This window comes from Microbacterium sp. BH-3-3-3 (genome assembly GCF_007679045.1).
Lineage (GTDB): Bacteria > Actinomycetota > Actinomycetes > Actinomycetales > Microbacteriaceae > Microbacterium > Microbacterium algihabitans.
Window position 1 is genome coordinate 335,327 of record NZ_VEFS01000002.1, and the last position, 18,585, is coordinate 353,911.

Annotated in this window: 19 protein-coding genes; 10 read left to right on the forward strand and 9 right to left on the reverse strand. The window is 72.5% G+C overall.

Annotation, left to right across the window (positions count from 1 at the left end; genetic code table 11):
- Positions 1-235 precede the first annotated feature (235 nt).
- Both FS769_RS09380 and FS769_RS09385 read right to left on the reverse strand, forming a co-directional pair.
- Entirely contained in the window at positions 236-907 is a 672-nt protein-coding gene (locus FS769_RS09380; RefSeq protein ID WP_144832781.1) for a DUF305 domain-containing protein, read from the reverse strand.
- A complete protein-coding gene (locus FS769_RS09385) occupies positions 907-1,614 on the reverse strand; it encodes a DUF3105 domain-containing protein (protein ID WP_144832782.1) in 708 nt (235 codons plus the stop codon). The genes FS769_RS09380 and FS769_RS09385 overlap by 1 nt, the downstream gene beginning before the upstream one ends.
- A 231-nt stretch (positions 1,615-1,845) precedes the next feature.
- Between FS769_RS09385 and FS769_RS09390 the strand changes: the two genes are divergently transcribed.
- The 3 genes from FS769_RS09390 to FS769_RS09400 all read left to right on the forward strand — a co-directional run bounded on the left by FS769_RS09390 (position 1,846) and on the right by FS769_RS09400 (position 5,960).
- Complete coding sequence (locus tag FS769_RS09390) at positions 1,846-3,183, forward strand: multidrug effflux MFS transporter (protein WP_186325494.1); 1,338 nt, start codon at positions 1,846-1,848, stop codon at positions 3,181-3,183.
- Between the two features lie 103 nt (positions 3,184-3,286).
- The gene (locus FS769_RS09395) at positions 3,287-3,985 is read left to right on the forward strand and encodes a phosphatase PAP2 family protein (RefSeq protein ID WP_144832784.1); all 699 of its coding nucleotides are present in this window, start codon (positions 3,287-3,289) and stop codon (positions 3,983-3,985) included.
- A 10-nt stretch (positions 3,986-3,995) separates the two neighbouring features.
- The gene (locus FS769_RS09400) at positions 3,996-5,960 is read left to right on the forward strand and encodes a helicase HerA-like domain-containing protein (protein ID WP_144832785.1); all 1,965 of its coding nucleotides are present in this window, start codon (positions 3,996-3,998) and stop codon (positions 5,958-5,960) included.
- 64 nt (positions 5,961-6,024) lie between these two features.
- Here the strand turns inward: FS769_RS09400 and FS769_RS09405 are convergent, their stop codons facing one another.
- Positions 6,025-7,494 (reverse strand): MFS transporter, encoded by a 1,470-nt coding sequence (locus FS769_RS09405; protein ID WP_144832787.1) that lies wholly within the window; start codon positions 7,492-7,494, stop codon positions 6,025-6,027.
- 141 nt (positions 7,495-7,635) lie between these two features.
- On the opposite strand from FS769_RS09405, the gene FS769_RS09410 reads away from it, so the two are divergent.
- The 3 genes from FS769_RS09410 to FS769_RS09420 are packed head-to-tail and all read left to right on the forward strand — an operon-like array spanning position 7,636 to position 10,214.
- Positions 7,636-9,249: an SDR family oxidoreductase gene (locus FS769_RS09410; RefSeq protein ID WP_144832789.1), complete on the forward strand. Its 1,614-nt coding sequence runs from the start codon at positions 7,636-7,638 to the stop codon at positions 9,247-9,249.
- 57 nt (positions 9,250-9,306) lie between these two features.
- A complete protein-coding gene (locus FS769_RS09415) occupies positions 9,307-9,789 on the forward strand; it encodes a molybdenum cofactor biosynthesis protein B (RefSeq protein WP_144832791.1) in 483 nt (160 codons plus the stop codon).
- Complete coding sequence (locus FS769_RS09420; RefSeq protein ID WP_144832792.1) at positions 9,786-10,214, forward strand: molybdenum cofactor biosynthesis protein MoaE; 429 nt, start codon at positions 9,786-9,788, stop codon at positions 10,212-10,214. Before FS769_RS09415 ends, FS769_RS09420 begins: the two co-directional genes overlap by 4 nt.
- Before the next feature lie 16 nt (positions 10,215-10,230).
- Here the strand turns inward: FS769_RS09420 and FS769_RS09425 are convergent, their stop codons facing one another.
- From FS769_RS09425 to moaA, 6 genes are all read right to left on the reverse strand, one after another.
- Positions 10,231-11,229 (reverse strand): endonuclease/exonuclease/phosphatase family protein, encoded by a 999-nt coding sequence (locus FS769_RS09425; protein ID WP_144832794.1) that lies wholly within the window; start codon positions 11,227-11,229, stop codon positions 10,231-10,233.
- An 83-nt stretch (positions 11,230-11,312) separates the two neighbouring features.
- A complete protein-coding gene (locus FS769_RS09430; protein WP_144832796.1) occupies positions 11,313-11,549 on the reverse strand; it encodes a MoaD/ThiS family protein in 237 nt (78 codons plus the stop codon).
- Positions 11,546-12,025, reverse strand: a complete 480-nt coding sequence (moaC, locus tag FS769_RS09435) for a cyclic pyranopterin monophosphate synthase MoaC (protein WP_144785831.1) — start codon at positions 12,023-12,025, stop codon at positions 11,546-11,548. The genes FS769_RS09430 and moaC overlap by 4 nt, the downstream gene beginning before the upstream one ends.
- Positions 12,022-13,245, reverse strand: a complete 1,224-nt coding sequence (gene glp, locus FS769_RS09440; protein ID WP_144832798.1) for a gephyrin-like molybdotransferase Glp — start codon at positions 13,243-13,245, stop codon at positions 12,022-12,024. Before glp ends, moaC begins: the two co-directional genes overlap by 4 nt.
- A 14-nt stretch (positions 13,246-13,259) precedes the next feature.
- Entirely contained in the window at positions 13,260-14,042 is a 783-nt protein-coding gene (locus FS769_RS09445; protein ID WP_144785829.1) for a HesA/MoeB/ThiF family protein, read from the reverse strand.
- Entirely contained in the window at positions 14,039-15,259 is a 1,221-nt protein-coding gene (moaA, locus tag FS769_RS09450; protein ID WP_260979728.1) for a GTP 3',8-cyclase MoaA, read from the reverse strand. Before moaA ends, FS769_RS09445 begins: the two co-directional genes overlap by 4 nt.
- Positions 15,260-15,368: 109 nt before the next feature.
- Between moaA and FS769_RS09455 the strand changes: the two genes are divergently transcribed.
- From FS769_RS09455 to FS769_RS09470, 4 genes are all read left to right on the forward strand, one after another.
- Positions 15,369-15,764, forward strand: coding sequence for a molybdopterin-binding protein (locus FS769_RS09455; RefSeq protein ID WP_144832799.1), 396 nt, complete (start codon positions 15,369-15,371; stop codon positions 15,762-15,764).
- 245 nt (positions 15,765-16,009) lie between these two features.
- Entirely contained in the window at positions 16,010-16,783 is a 774-nt protein-coding gene (gene modA, locus FS769_RS09460) for a molybdate ABC transporter substrate-binding protein (protein WP_144832800.1), read from the forward strand.
- Positions 16,780-17,559 carry a molybdate ABC transporter permease subunit gene (gene modB / locus FS769_RS09465; protein ID WP_144832801.1) on the forward strand — a complete coding sequence of 260 codons (780 nt, stop codon included), beginning with the start codon at positions 16,780-16,782 and terminating at the stop codon, positions 17,557-17,559. The genes modA and modB overlap by 4 nt, the downstream gene beginning before the upstream one ends.
- Positions 17,556-18,584, forward strand: coding sequence for a sulfate/molybdate ABC transporter ATP-binding protein (locus FS769_RS09470; protein WP_260979729.1), 1,029 nt, complete (start codon positions 17,556-17,558; stop codon positions 18,582-18,584). Before modB ends, FS769_RS09470 begins: the two co-directional genes overlap by 4 nt.
- The last annotated feature ends 1 nt before the right edge of the window (position 18,585 follow it).

Below are 18,585 nucleotides of genomic sequence, written 5' to 3' on the forward strand. Positions count from 1 at the left end.
TCGGTGGGTGGCGAGGTGCGCCGGGTGGCGGGGTGCGCCGGCTGGCGAGGTGCGCCGGGTGGCGAGGTGCCCGGGTGGCGGGGGATATCGGCCGGGGGCGCGTGCATGAACGGCATCCGCCCGCAAAGACGCGAGGAGAGACCGTCGACGCGAGCGGATCGCGTTCACGGGTGGGGTGGGGCGGATGCCGCGGGGCGCGGGCGGTCCGGATCGCGGCGCGCGTCGCGCCGGGCGGTCAGGCGCTGCAGCCCAGGCGCGACTGGATGTCGCGCATCGCGTCGAGCTCGGCCGACTGGCCGGTGACGATCGCGCCGGCGACCTCTTTGACGCGGGGATCGCTGCCGAGCTCGATGACGGCCTGCGCCATGGGGATCGCGCCCTCGTGGTGGCGGATCATGAGCTGCAGGAACAGGCAGTCGGCGGGCTGACCTTCGGCGCTGCGGAGCTCGTCGAGCTGCGCGTCGGTCGCCATGCCCATCTCATCGAGCAGCTGCTGCTCGGTGAGCGTGGCGGTGTCGCCGTGGCTGTGCTCGCCCGACTTCTCCATCCACGTCATGAGCGGCTGCGACGACGACTGGGGGAGCCCCCATTCGACGAGCCACCCGTACATCTCGCCGCGCTGGCCCGACTGGGCGGTGGCGATGTCGTACGAGAGGCTGCGCAGCTCGTCGTCGGAGGTCTTAGGGTAGATCTCCATCGCCATGAGCACCGCCTGCGTGTGGTGCACCTGCATGTCGCGTGCGAAGCCGGCATCCGCCGACGTGTCGGAGGGATGCGCGGGCGCGGCGGTCGCGCCGAACGCGGTGAAGCGTCCGATCGCGAACGCCACGGCCACGATCGCCACGACGACCAGTGCGACGACGGCCCACCGGACGGCGGGGCGCGCGACCGGGGTGTCGTCGGTCATCAGGCCCGGCCCGGGCCGTTCACTCCACCGGAGCACGCGGCGTTCGGCTCGGGGGCGTTCTGGCTGCGCCAGAACTCCGTGAAGAATTCCGAGATGCGCGGGTCGGACGGGTCGTCGACCTTCAGCTGGTGGTTCCACGCGCTGACCGCGACGGGGGTGTCCATGCCGGGGTAGGGCGAGAGCAGGGCGTAGCTCGAGGGCATGACGGCCTTGAGGGCGTCGATGCCGGCTGCGTCGACCCGCTCGGGGTCGTAGGTGATCCAGACGGCGCCGTGCTCCATGGAGTGCACCGCGTTCTCGTTCTGCTGGGGCTCGGTGTAGACACCGCAGTTCAGCCAGATCGGGTTGTGGGGGCCACCCGCGGGCGGGGTCTGCTCGTAGGTGACGGTGCCCTGCACGTGATCGGAGCGGTTCTCGAACGTCTGCACGCCGTCGATCTCGCGGCCGGTGCTGTTGCCCGCCTGGTAGCTGGTGGGGGGAGCGGGGGCGAACGCGAACGAGGCGACGACAAGGCCGATCACCACGAGGGCCGCGGTCGAACCGACGACCCACCACACGAGCTTCCCGCGCTTCCGCTTCGCGACCTGCTTCTGGTACTCCGCGAGCTTCTCCTGGCGCTTCTGCTCGCGCTGCTGCTTCACGGTGAGGTCGATCTGCGCCTGTTTGGCCGGGTTTCCGCTGGCACGTTTGTCGGAGGAAGAGGTCATGCGCTGTGTTCGTCTCTCTGGTGGGCGGGACGCATCGGCAGCCGCCGACGGGTCCATTTTATTCGGGTGAATGAGCTGACGGCCTGGGAGGAACCCGCGAGCCCGGATGGTGGCGCAGGGGGTCTGCGCGCTAGTATGAACGAAGTCGAATCGATTCGAGGTTCGATATTCCCCCCAAAACTTTCTCAGCCCGACCCGTTCGGGCTGTCCGTGCTGCGAAACGAAACCCCCGTGCTCGATACTGCTTCCGTTCCCGTCGTCTCCTCCGACTCCCGCTCCGCGCAGACGCACACCGGCGCCATCCGCGCGCTCGGCAAGAACCCCGCCACCGCGCCGATCGTGCTGCACCCGGGAGACGCGATCCCGTCGTCGCGCCGCCTGCTCTACATCATCGTTCTCGGTGCGCTGACGGCCCTCGGGCCCTTCACGATCGACCTGTACCTGCCGGCGTTCCCCACCCTCGAGGCCGACTTCCAGACCACCGCGGCCGCGATCCAGCTCACGCTGACCGGCACGATGATCGGCTTCGCGCTCGGTCAGCTGATCGTCGGGCCCCTCAGCGACAAGGTCGGCCGCCGCGTGCCGCTGCTGTCGGTGACCGCCCTGCACGTCGTCGCGAGCGTGTTCGCCGCTCTCGCCCCGACGCTCGAGACCCTCTCGATCGCGCGCGTGCTCATGGGTGCCGGAGCCGCTGCGGGCGGCGTCGTCGCCGCGGCGATCATCCGCGACCTGTTCGGCGGCAAGCGCCTCGTCGTGATGCTCTCGCGTATGGCGATGGTGTCGGGCGTCGCCCCGGTGCTCGCCCCGCTCGCCGGCTCCGCTCTGCTGCTGGTCATGCCGTGGCGCGGCATCTTCGTGGTGCTCGCCGTCTACGGTGCGGTCATGCTGGTCTCGGCCATCCTGTTCATCCCCGAGACGCTTCCGGCCGCCCGTCGTGGGGGCCCCGGCTCGACCACCGTGTGGCAGCGCTACGGCAGCGTCTTCCGCGACCGCGTCTTCATCGGCGTGCTCGTCATCGGCGCGATGACCTTCTCGGGCCTGTTCTCGTACCTGTCGGCGTCGTCGTTCCTGTTCCAGGTGTCGTACGGCTTCAACGCCCAGCAGTACGGCGTGCTGTTCGCGGCCAACTCGATCGGCGTCGTCGTGGGCGTGCAGATCGCCTCGCGTCTGGCGGCGCGCTTCGGGCCGCAGTGGGTGCTGGCCGTCTCGACGGCGGTGCTCGTGGTCGCCGGTGGGGCTATCGTGCTGACCGACCAGCTCGGGCTCGGACTCTGGGGCACGATCATCCCGCTGTTCTTCTTCATGACCGCGTGCGGGTTCACCTTCCCCTGCGCCCAGGTGCTGGCCCTCGATCGTCACGGCAAGGCCGCCGGCACGGCGCAGTCGATCATCGGTGCGGCGAACTTCGGCATCGCCGGCGTCATCTCGCCGCTGGTCGGACTGCTGTCGGTCGGCTCGGGCATCACCGCCACGACCATGGCCTCGGTCATGCTGGGCTGCGCGGTCATCGGCGTGCTCTCGCTGTGGCTGCTGGTGCGCCCGCGCACCGTCGAGCGTCTCGCGCCGTGACCCTCGCACCCGTGGGAGCGCACACAGTAGCAGAACGGCCCCTGCACGCCCCGCGCTGACGGGGGCCATTCCCTCGGTGGCGCCGACCCGGCATCATGAGGCGATGGATGCCACAGCGACTCAGGACGTGCTCGACACGCGCCCGCAGCGCTTCCGCGCCACCGTCGGCATCGTGCTCGTCGCTCTGGCGTGCGGTCTGGGCGCGTGGGTGTTCTTCCGCGGCCCCAGCCCCTTCGCGATCGACACGTGGTGGAACCAGCTCTTCGCCTCGGCTCCGTCGCAGCCGGTGTACGTCTTCGCGATCTTCATGGACACCGTCGGCGGCCACCTCACCGCGGTGCTGATCGTGCCGGTGCTGGGCGCGGCCGCGCTGTTCTTCTCGCGACGACGATGGTCGGCGCTGTACTTCTTGAGCGCCTCGGTCGGCAGTGCGCTGCTCGTGCAGGCGCTCAAGCACACGTTCGGGCGCGCGCGCCCGGAAGACATCCTCATCCTCAGCGACTTCGGCTCGTTCCCCTCGGGGCACGCGGCCAACGCCGCGACGATCGCCGTGGTGGCGGCGGTGCTCTTCCCGAAGGTCTGGGTGCGCATCGTCGGCGTCGCGTGGGTCGTGCTCATGGCGTTCAGCCGCACGTACCTGCACGCGCACTGGCTCTCCGACACCGTGGGCGGCGCCCTGGTCGGCGCCGGGGCCGCGCTGATCCTGGCCGCGGCGTTCTCCCGCCTGCGTGCCCGCGACGAGGACCGACTGGCCATCAGACGCGCGCGCAAGGCGGATGCCGAGGCCGCGACCTCGTCGTAGGCTGACGCGCATGAGCGAGCCCGGTGCCGTGCCCTCCGATCCGACCTCAGCCGATGCCGAGCTGGCGCGTCTTCGCGCCGAGGCGGAGGCCGCCGAAGCAGAAGTGAGGCTGGCGCGGGCGCGGGCGGAACTCGCCGCGGCCGAAGCCGCCGCCGCACGGGCCCGATCCGCGTCGGGGACGCCGTCGCCGGATGCCGCGACCCCGGCCGCCGAACAGACGCCGGCGCCCGGCGGTGAGGTCGAATCCGCGACCCCCGCAGCCCCCGCCGCTCCCGCAACCCCCGCCGCTCCCGCAACCCCCGCCGCTCCCGCACACCCCGCGGCATCGGGAACCCCCGCCCCCGACGCGCCTCTCACCGAAGCGCAGGTCGCGGGCATCGCCGCCGGGTACGCCGGAACCGGCGCAGCGCTCGATCTCGGCGTGCTCGTGAACGGGGGACCGGTGCCCGCCGTGCCCGTGCGCATTCCGTTGGCCATGACGAACCGCCACGGCCTCGTCGCCGGCGCCACCGGCACGGGCAAGACGCGCACCCTGCAGCTGCTCGCCGAACAGCTCTCGGAGAACGGCGTTCCGGTGTTCGCCGCCGACATCAAGGGTGACCTGTCGGGCCTGGCCGCCGCGGGGACGCCCAGCGAGAAGCTCTCCGCACGCACCGCCGCCCTGGGCCAGAACTGGTCGGCGCGGGCGTTCCCCGTGGAGTTCTTCGCGCTCGGTGACGATGTGGGTTCGGGCATCCCCGTGCGCGCCACGGTGTCGGGCTTCGGTCCGCTGCTGCTCAGCCGCGTGCTCGGACTCAACGCGACGCAGGAGTCGAGCCTGGGCCTCGTGTTCCACTACGCCGATCAGAAGGGGCTCGCCCTCGTCGACCTGTCCGACCTGCGGGCGGTGCTCACCTTCCTCACCGGAGACGAGGGCAAGGCCGAGCTGAAGGGCATCGGCGGCTTGTCGGCGGCGACCGCGGGCGTGATCCTGCGCGAGCTCGTCGCGTTCTCGGCCGCCGGCGCCGAGACCTTCTTCGGCGAGCCCGAGCTCGACGTCTCGATCTTCCTGCGCACCGACGCCTCGGGGGCGGGCATCGTGAGCCTGCTCGAGGTGCCGAACGTCGCCGCCCGCCCCGAGCTGTACTCGACGTTCCTCATGTACCTGCTGGCGGAGCTCTACGAGGTGCTGCCCGAGGTGGGCGATGTCGACAAACCGAAGCTCGTGTTCTTCTTCGACGAGGCGCACCTGCTGTTCCGTGACGCGTCGAAGGCGTTCCTCGAGGCGATCACGCAGACCGTGCGGCTCATCCGCTCGAAGGGCGTGGGCGTCTTCTTCGTCACGCAGACCCCGAAGGACGTGCCGGGAGACGTGCTCGCCCAGCTCGGCTCGCGGGTGCAGCACGCGCTCCGCGCCTTCACCCCCGACGACGCCACGGCGCTGCGCGCCTCCGTGCGCACCTACCCCGATTCGGGTTACGACCTCGAGCGGGTGCTGCAGGAGCTCGGTACGGGTGAGGCCATCATCACGGTGATGAGCGAGCGGGGGGCACCCACCCCTGTCGCGTGGACGCGCATCTTCGCGCCCCGCGCCTCGATGTCGCCGATCGCCGCCGAGACGATGGCCGCGACCGTGACGGCATCCGCCCTCTTCTCGACCTACGGCACGCCCATCGACCGCGAGTCGGCGCGCGAGATCCTCGGTGCGCGCATGCAGGCGGCGACCGAGGCGCGCGAAGCGGACGAGCGGGCGAAGAAGGAGGCCGCCGACGCCGCCGGATACGCCAAGCAGAAGGCCGCGATCGACAAGGCCAACGCCGAGGCGCAGAAGAAGGCCCAGCGGGAGTACGACCGCATCCTGAAGTCGACGGCCGCTCCGCGCAGCCGCACGAGCGCGCCCGCCTCGGGGCTCGACGGCCTGCTGGGTCGCGGGGCCACGAAGAGCATCGTGAACGGCGTCATCCGCGGCCTGTTCGGCAACAGCCGACGGCGCTGACCCCGAGAACGTGGAAGGGGGCGGATGCCGAGGTGTTCGGCATCCGCCCCCTTCCACGTCACCGCTACGAGCGGCGGATCGCCAGCGGCATGGTCGAGGTGTCGAGGAAGGGGTCTTCGTCCTGCCCCTCGACGAGGGCCTCGGCCTCGGCCGGCGTTTCGACCGTGGGCAGCGACCCGAGGAGCGGACGCTTGGCGGTCTCGCTCATCGCCAGGAGCGCGACGAGTCCGAGCGCGGCGAAGAACATGATGTAGAACGCCGGCATCAGGGTGTTGCCGGTGAGGTCGATCAGCGCCTGACTGAACAACGGGGTCGTGCCGCCGAAGAGCGAGACGGCGATGTTGTAAGCCACGGCCATCGCTCCGAAGCGCGAGGCCGTGGGGAAGAGCGCCGGAAGAGCGGATGCCGAGATCGCGACGTAGAACGCCACCGGCACGGCCGCGAGGCACAGCGCGATCATGACGGCCCACAGCTCGCCGATCTGCATGATGAGGAACGCCGGCACCAGCAGCACCAGGGCCGAGCCCGCGGCGATCGCATACACGGGCTTGCGGCCGATGCGGTCGCTCAACCGCCCGATGAGGGGGAGCGCGGCCGACATCACCAGCAGCACGGGAACCGTCGCCACCGCCGCCGTGATGTTCGAGACGCCGACCTCCTTCTCGAGGTAGGTCGGCATGTAGCTCGTGAGGGCGTAGCCGGCGGTGTTGGTCGCGGCCACGAGAGCGATGCCGATCAGCAGCGCCTTCCAGTGGTGGCGGACGATGCCGACGAGGCCCTGCCGGGCCATCGGGTCGCTCGCGTCGATCTCGGTCGATCCGCCCTGCTCGAAGGCGGGCGTCTCGGGGATGCGCAGGCGGAAGTAGATCGCCACGATGCCGAGCGGGATGGCGAGCAGGAACGGGATGCGCCAGCCGTAGTCGATCATCGCGTTCTCGCCCGAGATCGACATGGTGATCGCGGTGGTGATCGCGACGGCCGAGGCGCCCGCGGCGAAGCCGACGTACGAACCGACGTCGAGCCATGACGACCAGAAGCCGCGGCGCTTGTCGGGGGAGAACTCCGACACGTAGGTCGTGGCTCCGGCGTACTCGCCGCCGGTGGAGAAGCCCTGGATCATCTTCAGCAGGTAGAGCGGGATGATCGCCCAGAGCCCGATCTGGGCGGAGGTGGGCAGGAGGCCGATCAGCGCGGTCGCCGAGGCCATCATGGCCATCGTCAGGAACAGCACCTTTTGACGGCCGATGCGATCGCCGAGGGGGCCGAGCACGAACCCGCCGAACGGGCGGACCAGGAACGAGATCGCGAAACCGAGGAGGGTGACCAGCAGGCCCCACGGGGCGGGGACGTCGGAGGCGAAGACCGCGGTCAGCGTCACGGCGAGGTAGCCGTAGATGCCGAAGTCGAACCACTCCATGAAGTTGCCGACGACGGTGCCGCCGATGGCGGTGCGGACGCGCTTGGTGTCGACGACGATGACGTCGTCGACCTCGAGCCGGGGGGCTCCGGATGCCGAGGGGGATTTCTCGTTCATCCTTCTACCGTTACCCCCATCGCGCTCGCGTTTCCAGTCCAGGCTTTGCGCTCGGCGATTTGCTAGTCCACGGATCCGCAGACTTCTCCGCCGGAGGTCAAGCCCCCGGCGATGTCGGAGGGGCGGCGTACCGTGACCGGCATGAGCGAGCTCTCCGCCCCCACCGGCCGCGAACCAGCCCTGGTCGCGCAGCCGCGATCCGACGGGTCTGCACCCCTCGCGCTGGTCCTCGGGGCCACGGGCTATCTGGGCGGGCGGCTCGTGCCGCGGCTGCTCTCGGCGGGCTACCGGGTCAGGGTGCTCGCGCGCGATCCGCGACGTGTCGGCGCCTTCCCGTGGGGAGACGACGTCGAGACCGCCGCGGGCGACGCGACCGACGTCGACGCCGTGCGCGCCGCGGTCGACGGCGTCGACGTGCTCTACTACCTCATCCACTCCATGGGCAGCGCCCGCGACTTCGAGGCCACCGACCGGGTCGCGGCCCAGACCGTCGCCGACGCGGCCTCGGCGGCATCGGTCTCGCGCATCGTGTATCTCGGGGGGCTCCACCCCGATGACGCCACGCTCTCGGCCCACCTGCGCTCGCGCGTCGAGGTGGGGCAGATCCTGCTGCGCAGCGGCGTGCCCACCCTCGTGCTGCAGGCGGGCGTCGTGATCGGCTCGGGCTCGGCCTCGTTCGAGATGGTGCGCCACCTCACCGACGTGCTGCCCTACATGCCCGCGCCCAAGTGGGTGCGCAACCACATCCAGCCGATCGCCGTGCGCGACGTGCTGCACTACCTGCTCGGCGCTGCCCGCGTCGCCCCCAACGTCAACCGCGCGGCCGACATCGGCGGCCCCGACGTGCTGCGCTACGGCCAGATGATGAACGGTTACGCCATGGAGGCGGGGCTGCCGCAGCGCGCGATCGCATCGCTGCCGGTGCTCACCCCGCGCCTCGCCTCGCACTGGGTCAACCTCGTCACCCCGATCCCCAAGGCGATCGCGCGCCCTCTCGTCGAGTCGCTGCAGAACGACTGCGTGGTCAAGGACCGCGCGATCGACGATCTCGTGCCGCGCCCCGAGGGCGGGCTCATGCCGTACCGCGAGGCCGTGCGCCGCGCGCTGGGACGCGTGAACGACGACGCGATCGAGACCAGCTGGCAGGATTCCGAGGTGTCGGGTGCCCCGAGCGACCCGCTGCCCAGCGACCCGGAGTGGTCGGGGCGCCTGGTGTACACCGACATCCGCACCATGACGACGACGGCGAGCTCGGCCCAGCTGTGGTCGGTGATCGAGGGGATCGGCGGCGAGAACGGCTGGTACTCCTCGCCGCTGCTGTGGGCGATCCGCGGCTGGATGGACCGCCTCGTCGGTGGCGTGGGCCTCGCCCGCGGCCGGCGCAGCCGCTCGGTGGTCACCGTGGGCGATGCCCTCGACTTCTGGCGCGTCGAAGCGATCGAGCCCGGTCACCTGCTCCGTCTGCGCGCCGAGATGAAGGTGCCGGGCGGGGCCTGGCTCGAGCTGCGGGCCACCCCCGAGGGCGAGGGGGCGCGGTTCGACCAGCGCGCCCTGTTCTTCCCGACCGGGCTCGCCGGGCGGCTCTACTGGCTGTCGGTGCTGCCGTTCCACGGCCTGATCTTCAGCGGCATGGCCCGGCGCATCACCGCCGCCGCCGAACACGTGCAGCGCGAAGACCTCGAGCCGAAGGCGAAGGCCGGGCGTATCGCGCCGGAGATCGCCGAGGTCGAGACGACCGCGGCCCCCTCGTCGTGAGCTTCGCCTGGCCGCAGGCCTGCCCCGCTCTCGTGTCGCGCCCGTAGGCTGAGCCGCGTGCCTCATCACGCTCGCGTCCTCACCGTCTCCGACCGCTCGGCCGCAGGGCTGCGCGAAGACCGCGGAGGACCCCTCGCGGTGTCACTGCTGCGCGAGGCGGGGTTCGCCTGCGACGACGCGGTCGTCGTGCCCGATGGCGCCGACAGCGTCGAGACGGCGCTGCGCGCACTCGTCGCGGCGGGACCGGGGCTCATCGTCACGACCGGCGGCACGGGCATCGCCCCCACCGACCGCACGCCCGAGGGCACGGCACGCGTCCTCGACCGCGAGATCCCCGGCATCGCCGAGGAGTTGCGTCGGCGGGGCCTCGCGGACACCCCGATGGCCGTCATCTCGCGGGGCCTCGCGGGGATCGCCGACCCCGGCGCCCTGATCGTCAACCTGCCGGGGTCGACCCGCGCCGTGGCATCCGGGATCGCCGTCATCGCCGAGCTCGCCCCTCACGTGCTCGACCAGCTCTCCGGAGGAGACCACGCATGAGCGCCGTCCGCATCGCCCGCCTGTCCGAGACGCCTCTCGATCTCGACGCGCACCTCGACGCCGTCGAGGACTCCTCGTCGGGCGCCGTCACGACCTTCGTCGGGCGCGTGCGCGACATCGACCCCGACGCCACGGGTCAGGTCGTCGCGCTCGAGTACAGCGCGCACCCCGACGCCGAGCAGGCGCTGCAGCGCATCGCCGAGAGCGCGACCGCCGGCACCGACGCGATCGTCGCGGTCAGCCACCGCGTGGGCCGGTTGGGCGTGGGGGAGGCCGCCGTCGTCATCGCCGTGGCATCCGGTCATCGCGCCGAGGCGTTCGAGGTGTGCCGCACCGTGATCGAGACGATCAAGACCGACCTGCCCGTGTGGAAACGACAGGTCGAGGCCGACGGGACGACGGAGTGGAAGGGCCTGGGCGGCTAGGTTCGCTCCGCGCCGCTCACCGGCGCGACAGCGTCGCCACGATCGGGCGGTGGTCGCTCCCGGCGTCGTCGAAATCGGTGCGGACCTCGAAGGAGCGCACCTCCCACGCCGACCCGACCAGCACGTGGTCGATCGGCGCGGCGAGACCCGTCGGCAGGCGCACGGGCCACGTGCCGAGCGCGGCCGCTCCCGCGTCGGCGGCGGCATCCCGGCATCCGCCGACCGTCGCCTCACCCTCGCCGAGGCCCGCGAGGTGGTCGAGGGTCGAGTTGAGGTCGCCCGCGAGGATGACATCGGGGCCCGTGCACTGCGCCGCGACCCAGTCCATCCCCTCCGTCCACTCCGTCATGATCAGCGGCAACGGCGGCAGCGGATGCGCGGCGACGATCGTCGGCCCGTCACCGCCGACGGGGCGGTACACGCCGCTCGGCACTCCCGGCGTCGAGCCCGCCGACGCGTCGAGGGCGTACGGCCCCATCGACGTGGAGAGCAGGAGCGAGGTCGGAATGGGGTCGTCGCCCGGGTCGGCTTCTCGGGTGGTTGCGGTCATGCCGATGCCGTCGCCGGCCAGGAGGTCGACGACGGTCGCCGCCGCCACGGCATCGGTCTCGGGGAGGACGACTACGTCGGCGCCCGTCTCGCGCACCAGCCGCGCGATGCTGTCGGGTGAGGCACCGCCCCCGTAGGTGTTCCACGCGGCCACGACGACCTCGCCGTCGGCGATCGAGCCGCCGAAGCCGCGACTCAGCACCACCGCGCCGTTGCCGACGGCTGCTGCCGCGAGAACGATCGCGAGCGCCGCGGACACGGCCCACCGACGTCGGAGCACGGCGACGAGCGCGGCGACGGCTGCGAGCACGGCGAAGGCCAGCGCGACAGGTCCACGGAACGGGATCAGCTGCGCGAACACCTGCAGCCGTTGCGCGCCGACCAGCTGCGGCCAGACCGCGAGCACGGCGAGGGCCGAGCCGAGGACGAGCGTGACGAAGAAGGCCGTGCGGCGGGCGGTCGACATGCGGCCAGTAAAACAGGGTGCGATGCCGCTTCCCTGCGAGGAAGGGTGGCGGCGGGCGGGTGAGGGAGTGCGCGAGCCCGGGCTCAGCCGCCGGCGAAGGGCGGAAGCACGTCGACGTGCGTGACCCCCGCGAGCGGGACGTCGTCGTCGTGACGGGTGCCGTCGACGAGCACGGCGCAACGATCCAGGATCTCGCCCAGAGCCGGGTGGTCGGCGACGACGGCCTCGCGCAGGGCCGTCAGAGACGGTTCGGCGCGGTCCTCGGCATCCGTTCCCGCCGCCTCCGCCGCAGCGGCGAAGTAGCGCACGCGGACGCTCATGCGTCTTCTCCGGGACGCATCCAGTCGCCCGACTTGCCGCCGGTCTTCGACACGATGCGCACGTTCTCGATGACCGTGCCCTTGTCCATGCCCTTCACCATGTCGACGATCGCGAGGGCGGCGACCGAGACGCTCGTGAGGGCCTCCATCTCGACGCCGGTGCGGTCGGCGGTGCCGACGGTGGCTTCGATCTCGACGCCCTCGTCGGTGATCGCGAGGTCGACCGAGGCGCGGTGCACCCCGATCACGTGCGCGAGGGGGAGGAGGGCGGGAGTGGACTTCGCGGCCTGGATGCCGGCGATGCGGGCCACCGCGAGCACATCGCCCTTGGGGGCCGTGCCGTCGCGGAGGGCGGCGACCACCTCGGGGGCGCAGCGCACGAAGCCACGCGCCGTGGCGGTGCGGACGGTGGGCTGCTTGAGGGTGACGTCGACCATGCGGGCGTGGCCCGCGGCGTCCAGGTGGGTGAAGGTCATGGAATCAGCATGACATCGAGCGGGTCGCCCACCGACACGGTGGACACCTCGGCGGGGACGATCGCGAACGCCTCGGCGCGCGCGAGAGAGGCGGCCAGGTGCGAGCCCGATCCGCCCGCCGTGGCGGGGCGCACGGTGCCGACGACGAGGTCGATCACCGCGGGGAGGTACTGGCGGCGGCCGGGCGGGGTGGTCCAGGACTCGGATGCCGTGAGCCGGGCGATCCGCCGATCGATCACGGTGCGGCCCTGTAGGGCCAGAAGGGCGGGGCGCACGAACACCTCGAACGACACCGCGACGCTCACGGGGTTGCCGGGCAGGCCGAAGGCGAGCCGGCCGTCGTCGAGCACGCCGAAGGCCTGCGGCTTGCCGGGCTGCATCGCGACCTTCTCGAAGGCGATGCGCCCCTCGAGGGCCTGGCGCACGGGCTCGTAGGCTCCCGCGCTCACGCCCCCGCTGAAGACGATCACGTCGACGTCGCCCGCGTGCTCGAGCAGGGCGTGGATCGCGTTCGCGTCGTCTCGCAGCGACGAGATGACCGTCACGTCGGCGTCGGCGTCGGCGACCAGGCCGGTCAGGAGCGTCGAGTTGGAGTCGGGGGTCTGACCGCGCCCTGGGACGACCCCGGGGACGACCAGTTCGCTGCCGGTCGACACGACGGCGACCCGCGGGCGACGGTGCACGTCGAGCTCGGCCACACCCGCCGCGGCGGCCGCGGCCAGCGCGAACGGCCCCAGGCGTTCGCCGGCCGACAGGACGACATCGCCCGCGCGGGTGTCGCCGCCGCGGCGGCGGATGAAGGCTCCGGATGCCGCGGGTGCCCGCCGCACGTCGATGGTTCCCAGGGAGTCGGCGAGGCCTCCCGCGGTGTCTTCGAACGGAACGATCGCGTCGGCGTCGGCGGGGACCGGCGCGCCCGTCATGATGCGCACCGCCTCGCCCGCGCCGAACGACGGGTCGTCGGACGACCCGGCGGGCAGATCGGCGACGACGCGCAGGGTCACCGGGTTCTCGGCATCCGCCCCCTCGACGTCGGCGAAGCGGACCGCGAAACCATCCATGGAGGAGTTGTCGAAGCCGGGCAGGTCGTGAGCGGCGCGCACGGGGGCGGCCAGCGTGCGGCCGGCCGCATCGGCGAGGCGCACGGTCTCGACGGGCAGGACCGAGACGGCGTCGAGCACGCGGACGCGGTGCTCCTCGACGGTGAGCAGCGGGGTCATCGGGGCCTCCGGGGTCAGGACGAAACGGCGGGGCGGGCGGCGGGGGAGAGCGGGATCACGTCGTGGCGGGCGCGCAGGGCATCGATCACGACGAGCCGGCCGAGCAGGGGGTCGCCCGCGCCGGTGACGAGCTTGATCGCCTCGGTGGCCAACATCCCGCCGACCTGCACGCACAGCGATCCGAGCACGCCGACCTGGGCACACGTGGGTGGTTCGCCCGCCGAGCCCGTCGGGAAGAGGTCGCCGAGCACGACGGGCGCGTGCCCCTCGGGCGGGGCCGACCAGAACACGGTCACCTGCGCGGCCCACTCCTGCACGGCGCCCCAGACGAGGGGGATGCCGAGGCCCTCGGTCGCGGCGGCGACGGCCTCGCGCGTGTCGAAGGTGTCGCTGCCGTCGATGACGAGATGCGCGCCCGCGAAGAGCTCGGAGGCATTGTCGGAGGTCAGTCGTACCGTTCGTTCATGGACGACGGTGAGGGGCGACAGGTCACGCACGGCGCGCGCGGCGGAGGCCGTCTTGGCGGTGCCGATGTCGGTGATGCGGTGCGCGAGCTGGCGCTGCAGGTTGGTGCGCTCGACGGTGTCGTCGTCGATGATGACGAGCTCGCCGACTCCGGCCGCGGCCAGTGCGAGCAGCACGGGGGAGCCGAGACCGCCGGCTCCGACGACGGCGATGCGCGCTGCCGCGAGGCGGCGCTGGCCCTCCTCGCCGATCGCGGCGAGCACGGCGTGACGAGCGGTGCGGATGAGTTCTTCCGGGGCGAGCGAGGCCACCGGCTCGACCAGCGGCTTCATCCGCCGATCGCGCTCATCGTGCGCTCGGGCTGCACGAAGTCGGGGCGCGCGAGTCCCACGCGGTCGGAGCCGTGGGCGCGGGGCTTGGCCCACATGGCCTCCCGCCAGACCTGCGCGATGCCGGCGTCGTCGGCGCCCGCACGAAGGGTCGAGAGGAGGTCGGTCTCTTCGTGCGAGAAGAGGCACGAGCGCACCTTGCCGTCGGCGGTGACGCGGGTACGCGTGCAGGCAGCGCAGAAGGGTTCGGTGACCGAGGAGATGATGCCGATGTGTCCGGCGACGGCCGTTTCCCCGGGGCGGCGGACCTCCCACCGCTCGGCGGGGGCGGCGCCGCGACCGCGCGGATCGGGGGTGAGCGAGAACGCCGTCTCGATCTCGGCGCGGATGTCGCGCGCGGCGATGACGTTCGTCGCCATCCACGACCGGTCTCCGTCGAGGGGCATGTCTTCGATGAAGCGCATCTCGAAGCCGTTCGTCACGGCCCAGTCGACGAGCGAGACGATCTCGGTGTCGTTGACGCCGCGCAAGAGCACCGCGTTGATCTTGATGGGGCCGAGGCCGGCGGCGCGCGCGGCCTGGAGCCCCGCGAGCACCTTGTCGAGGTGCGGGCGGCGCGTGAGCTCGGCGAAGGTCTCGGGGTGCAGGGTGTCGAGCGAGACGTTGAGGCGGGTGAGGCCCGCGTCCTTCAGAGCCTGGGCGCGGCGATCGAGGCCCACGGCGTTCGTGGTCATCGAGATCGGCAGGTCGGGGTTGTCTTCGCGGATGCCGGCGATGATGAACTCGAGGTCCTTGCGCACCAGGGGCTCGCCGCCCGTGATCCGCAGTTCCTCCGCGCCGAGGGACTGCACCGCGACGCGCACGATGCGGCGGATCTCGTCGGTCGACATCAGCTGCGTCTGGGGGAGCCACGGCATCCCGTCGGCAGGCATGCAGTAGGTGCAGCGCAGGTTGCACTTGTCGATGACCGAAACGCGCAGGTCGGTCGCGACGCGGCCGAAGCGGTCGAGCAGGCCGCCGTCCTGCGGGGCTCCGGTCGCGGCGAGGGCGGTCGCGCCGGATGCCGGAGAGGGGGCGCCGGTCGCCGGGAGGGCGGTCGCGCCCGATGCCGGAGAGGCGGCGCCGGTCGAGGGGAGCGCGGTGGCCCCCGATGACGTCACGGTCGCGCCGAGGGCCACGGCCACCGGCCGTCGCGTCGGGCTCGCGTGCTCGGCATCCATGGGTCGAGCCTAGGTCAGTCCCGGTGGGGTCGGGCGGTGAGCCGGGATGCCGCCACGGCGAGCCGCTCTCGCCGGGCGTCCCGGCCACCGCGGGCGGTACGGTCGTCGCATGACGAACACCTTCCGCATCGCGCAGGCGGCGGGCCTGCTGGGCGTCAGCGACGACACCGTGCGCCGCTGGATCGACCTGGGGCTGCTGCCGACCACGGGCGCGACGCCGGTGGAGATCCCCGGGGCCGCTCTCGCGGAGCGGGCCGTGGCGCTCGCCGCCGAGCCCGACGACCCCACCAAGGTTGCCTCGAGCGCGCGCAATCGCTTCGTCGGGCTCGTCACGCGCGTGCAGGTCGACGGCGTGATGGCGCAGGTCGACCTGCAGTGCGGGCCGCATCGGGTGGTGTCGCTGATGTCGGCCGAGGCGGCGCGCGAGCTGGCGCTCGAGCCGGGGTCGCTGGCCGTCGCGTCGGTGAAGGCGACGGTCGTCACGGTCGAGAAGCCGCGCAGCTGACGCGCGCAGCTCGGCCCGCTCTTGACCCGCTCGGCCGCTCGCCGCGCCCGCTCGGCCGCTTGCCGCGCCCGCTCGGCCGCTTGCCGCACGCGAGACTGCATCTGGCTGACAAGTCAACGTCAGGCTGACGCGCAGTTGTCAGCGGGATGCAGTTTCGCGGCATAATCGGGAGGGAATGGCCGTCGAACTCCGCGAATGCGGAATAATCGTAGACAAGCGAGCCGCCGGGTCGCCGAAAGGACCCCATGCGTCGCTCCCTCCGCCTTCTGACAATCCTCGGCGCGGTCGCCGTTCTCGCCTCGGGCTGCGCGTCCGCGAGCCCGGGCGCAGACCCGGCCCCCTCGGCATCCGCCGATTCCCTCACCGGAACGGTCGAGGTGTACGCGGCCGCCTCGCTGCAGCGTTCGTTCGACGAGATCGCGACGGCGTTCGAGGCCGCCCACCCCGGGATCACGGTGAGCGCGGTCTACGACGGGTCGAGCACGCTCGCGACGCAGATCGGCGAGGGTGCCCCCGCCGACGTGTTCGCCTCGGCCGACGAGAAGAACATGGCCAAGGTCGCCGACCTGGCTCCCGACCCGCAGCCGTTCGCGGGCAACACGCTCGTGATCGCCGTGCCGGCGGGCAACCCCGGAAAGGTCGCGACGCTCGCCGACCTCGCGCGGGTCACGACGGTGCTGTGCGCCGCCGAGGTGCCGTGCGGTGCCGCCTCGCAGACGCTGCTGTCGAACGCCGGGGTCGCGGTCACTCCGGCGAGCAGCGAGCAGAACGTCACCGCCGTGCTGACCAAGGTCGCCGCCGGCGAGGCCGACGCGGGACTCGTGTACGCGACCGACGCGAAGGGCAACGGCGACGTCGAGGCGATCGTGCCCGACGGCGCCGACACGGTGGTCAACACCTACCCGATCGCCACTCTCACCAACGCACCGAACCCCGAGGCGGCCGCGGCCTTCACCGCCTTCGTGCTATCGGACGACGGGCAGAAGATCCTCTCCGACGCGGGATTCCGGGCTCCGTGACCGGCGGCGGCTTCGTTCCTCGCTGGCTGGTCGTGCCCGCCGGGATCGGACTGCTGTTCCTGCTCGTTCCGCTGACCGCCCTCGTCGCACGCGTGCAGTGGGCGACGCTGTGGAGCGACGTCACCTCGCCCGCCGCGCTGTCTGCCCTCGGCCTGTCGCTCGGAACGGGGGTGGTGGCAACCGCGGTGTGCGCGGTCGTCGGCATCCCTCTGGCTCTGCTGATCGCGCGCAGTCCCGCGCGCACGGCGGCGGTGCTGCGGGCCCTCGTGACCGTGCCGCTCGTGCTGCCGCCCATGGTCGGCGGCGTGGCGCTGCTGTACCTGTTCGGGCGTACCGGCCCCCTCGGCGCGCTGGGATTGCCGTTCACGACGCCCGCCGTCGTGCTCGCGCAGGTGTTCGTCGCCCTGCCCTTCCTGGTGCTCGCCGTCGAGGGTGCCCTGCGCAGCACCGGGGTGGGGTTCGAGCGCACCGCCGCCTCTCTCGGGGCGTCGCGCGCCACGATCCTGCGGCGCATCACCCTGCCGTTGGCGGCGCCCGGAATCGTGGCGGGGGTCGTGCTGTGCTTCGCCCGCGCGATCGGCGAGTTCGGCGCGACGGCCCTGTTCGCCGGCAACCGCCCGGGCGTCACGCAGACGATGCCGCTGGCGATCTACACTGCGTTCAACGGCGCGGGGGTGTCGCAGGGCACCGCGGTGGCCCTCTCTCTGCTGCTGCTCGTCACGGCGGTCGCCGTGCTGCTGCTCGTGCGCGGATGGCGCCCGGGGGTGGGGCGATGACGATCCCGGATGCCGCCGCGCTCAGCGCTCGCGTCGTCGTGCGCCGACGCGACTTCGCCGTCGACATCGCCCTCGACGTCGCCCCCGGCGAGACCGTCGCCGTGATGGGGCGCAGCGGCGCGGGCAAGTCGACGCTGCTCGGCGCGCTCGCGGGTCTCACCCCGCTCGACGACGGGGAGATCTCGGTCGACGGGCGCGTCCTCGACCGTACGCCGCGCCTGCGGACGGCTCCGATGCAGCGCGGGATCGTGCTGCTCGGTCAGGACGCCCGGCTGTTCCCCCACCTCACCGCGCGCGAGAACGTCGCCTTCGGTCCGCGCTCGGCCGGGGTCGCGGCATCCGTCGCCCGTGCCGCCGCCGACGAGTGGATCGCGCGCGTGGGGCTCCCCGGCGCCGGGGATCGCCGCCCCGCCGAGCTGTCGGGCGGAGAGCAGCAGCGCGTCGCGGTGGCCCGCGCGCTCGCCGCCGAGCCCCGGGTCGTGCTGCTCGACGAGCCCCTGGTCGCCCTCGACGCCGTCACGGCATCGGAGATCCGCGCGATGTTGCGCGAGCGCCTCGCCGGGGTGACGACGGTGGCCGTGACGCACGACGCGGTCGACGCGGCGGCCCTGGCGGATCGTCTCGTGATCGTCGAGCGGGGCCGCGTCACGCAGCAGGGGTCGGTGCGCGAGGTGCTGTCGGCACCGGCGACGGAGGTGGCGGCGAAGATCGCCGGTCTCGAGCGGCTCATCGGCGAGGCGCGGGGCGGCGCCTGGCAGCGGGGCGACCTGCGGCTCGAGTCGGCGGATGCTGCGCCCGTCGACGGGACGGCCCTGGCCGCGCTCTTCCGCGCGAGCGACGTGCGCCTCGGCGAGGGGCGGGCGGCGACGGTGGTCGCCCTCGAACCGACGCCGTCGGGCGTGCGCGTGCTCACCGACGAGGTCGTGGCCGAGGTCTCACCGGCCGAGGCGGCGGGCCTGCGCCCGGGCGACGTGGTGCGCTGGAGCATCGATCCCGCGCGGGTGCGATTCGCGCCGGCATCCTGAC

What these genes read in the sequence shown, in the direction of transcription:
- glp (WP_144832798.1), bottom strand. Translation starts at nt 13,245, where the DNA reads ATGACCCCGCTGCTCACCGTCGAGGAGCACCGCGTCCGCGTGCTCGAC.
- FS769_RS09455 (WP_144832799.1), top strand. Translation starts at nt 15,369, where the DNA reads ATGACGAACACCTTCCGCATCGCGCAGGCGGCGGGCCTGCTGGGCGTC.
- FS769_RS09430 (WP_144832796.1), bottom strand. Translation starts at nt 11,549, where the DNA reads ATGAGCGTCCGCGTGCGCTACTTCGCCGCTGCGGCGGAGGCGGCGGGA.
- FS769_RS09410 (WP_144832789.1), top strand. Translation starts at nt 7,636, where the DNA reads ATGAGCGAGCTCTCCGCCCCCACCGGCCGCGAACCAGCCCTGGTCGCG.
- FS769_RS09385 (WP_144832782.1), bottom strand. Translation starts at nt 1,614, where the DNA reads ATGACCTCTTCCTCCGACAAACGTGCCAGCGGAAACCCGGCCAAACAG.
- FS769_RS09425 (WP_144832794.1), bottom strand. Translation starts at nt 11,229, where the DNA reads ATGTCGACCGCCCGCCGCACGGCCTTCTTCGTCACGCTCGTCCTCGGC.
- moaC (WP_144785831.1), bottom strand. Translation starts at nt 12,025, where the DNA reads ATGACCTTCACCCACCTGGACGCCGCGGGCCACGCCCGCATGGTCGAC.
- moaA (WP_260979728.1), bottom strand. Translation starts at nt 15,259, where the DNA reads ATGGATGCCGAGCACGCGAGCCCGACGCGACGGCCGGTGGCCGTGGCC.
- FS769_RS09405 (WP_144832787.1), bottom strand. Translation starts at nt 7,494, where the DNA reads ATGAACGAGAAATCCCCCTCGGCATCCGGAGCCCCCCGGCTCGAGGTC.
- FS769_RS09420 (WP_144832792.1), top strand. Translation starts at nt 9,786, where the DNA reads ATGAGCGCCGTCCGCATCGCCCGCCTGTCCGAGACGCCTCTCGATCTC.
- FS769_RS09395 (WP_144832784.1), top strand. Translation starts at nt 3,287, where the DNA reads ATGGATGCCACAGCGACTCAGGACGTGCTCGACACGCGCCCGCAGCGC.
- FS769_RS09470 (WP_260979729.1), top strand. Translation starts at nt 17,556, where the DNA reads ATGACGATCCCGGATGCCGCCGCGCTCAGCGCTCGCGTCGTCGTGCGC.
- FS769_RS09445 (WP_144785829.1), bottom strand. Translation starts at nt 14,042, where the DNA reads ATGAAGCCGCTGGTCGAGCCGGTGGCCTCGCTCGCCCCGGAAGAACTC.
- FS769_RS09380 (WP_144832781.1), bottom strand. Translation starts at nt 907, where the DNA reads ATGACCGACGACACCCCGGTCGCGCGCCCCGCCGTCCGGTGGGCCGTC.
- modA (WP_144832800.1), top strand. Translation starts at nt 16,010, where the DNA reads ATGCGTCGCTCCCTCCGCCTTCTGACAATCCTCGGCGCGGTCGCCGTT.
- FS769_RS09400 (WP_144832785.1), top strand. Translation starts at nt 3,996, where the DNA reads ATGAGCGAGCCCGGTGCCGTGCCCTCCGATCCGACCTCAGCCGATGCC.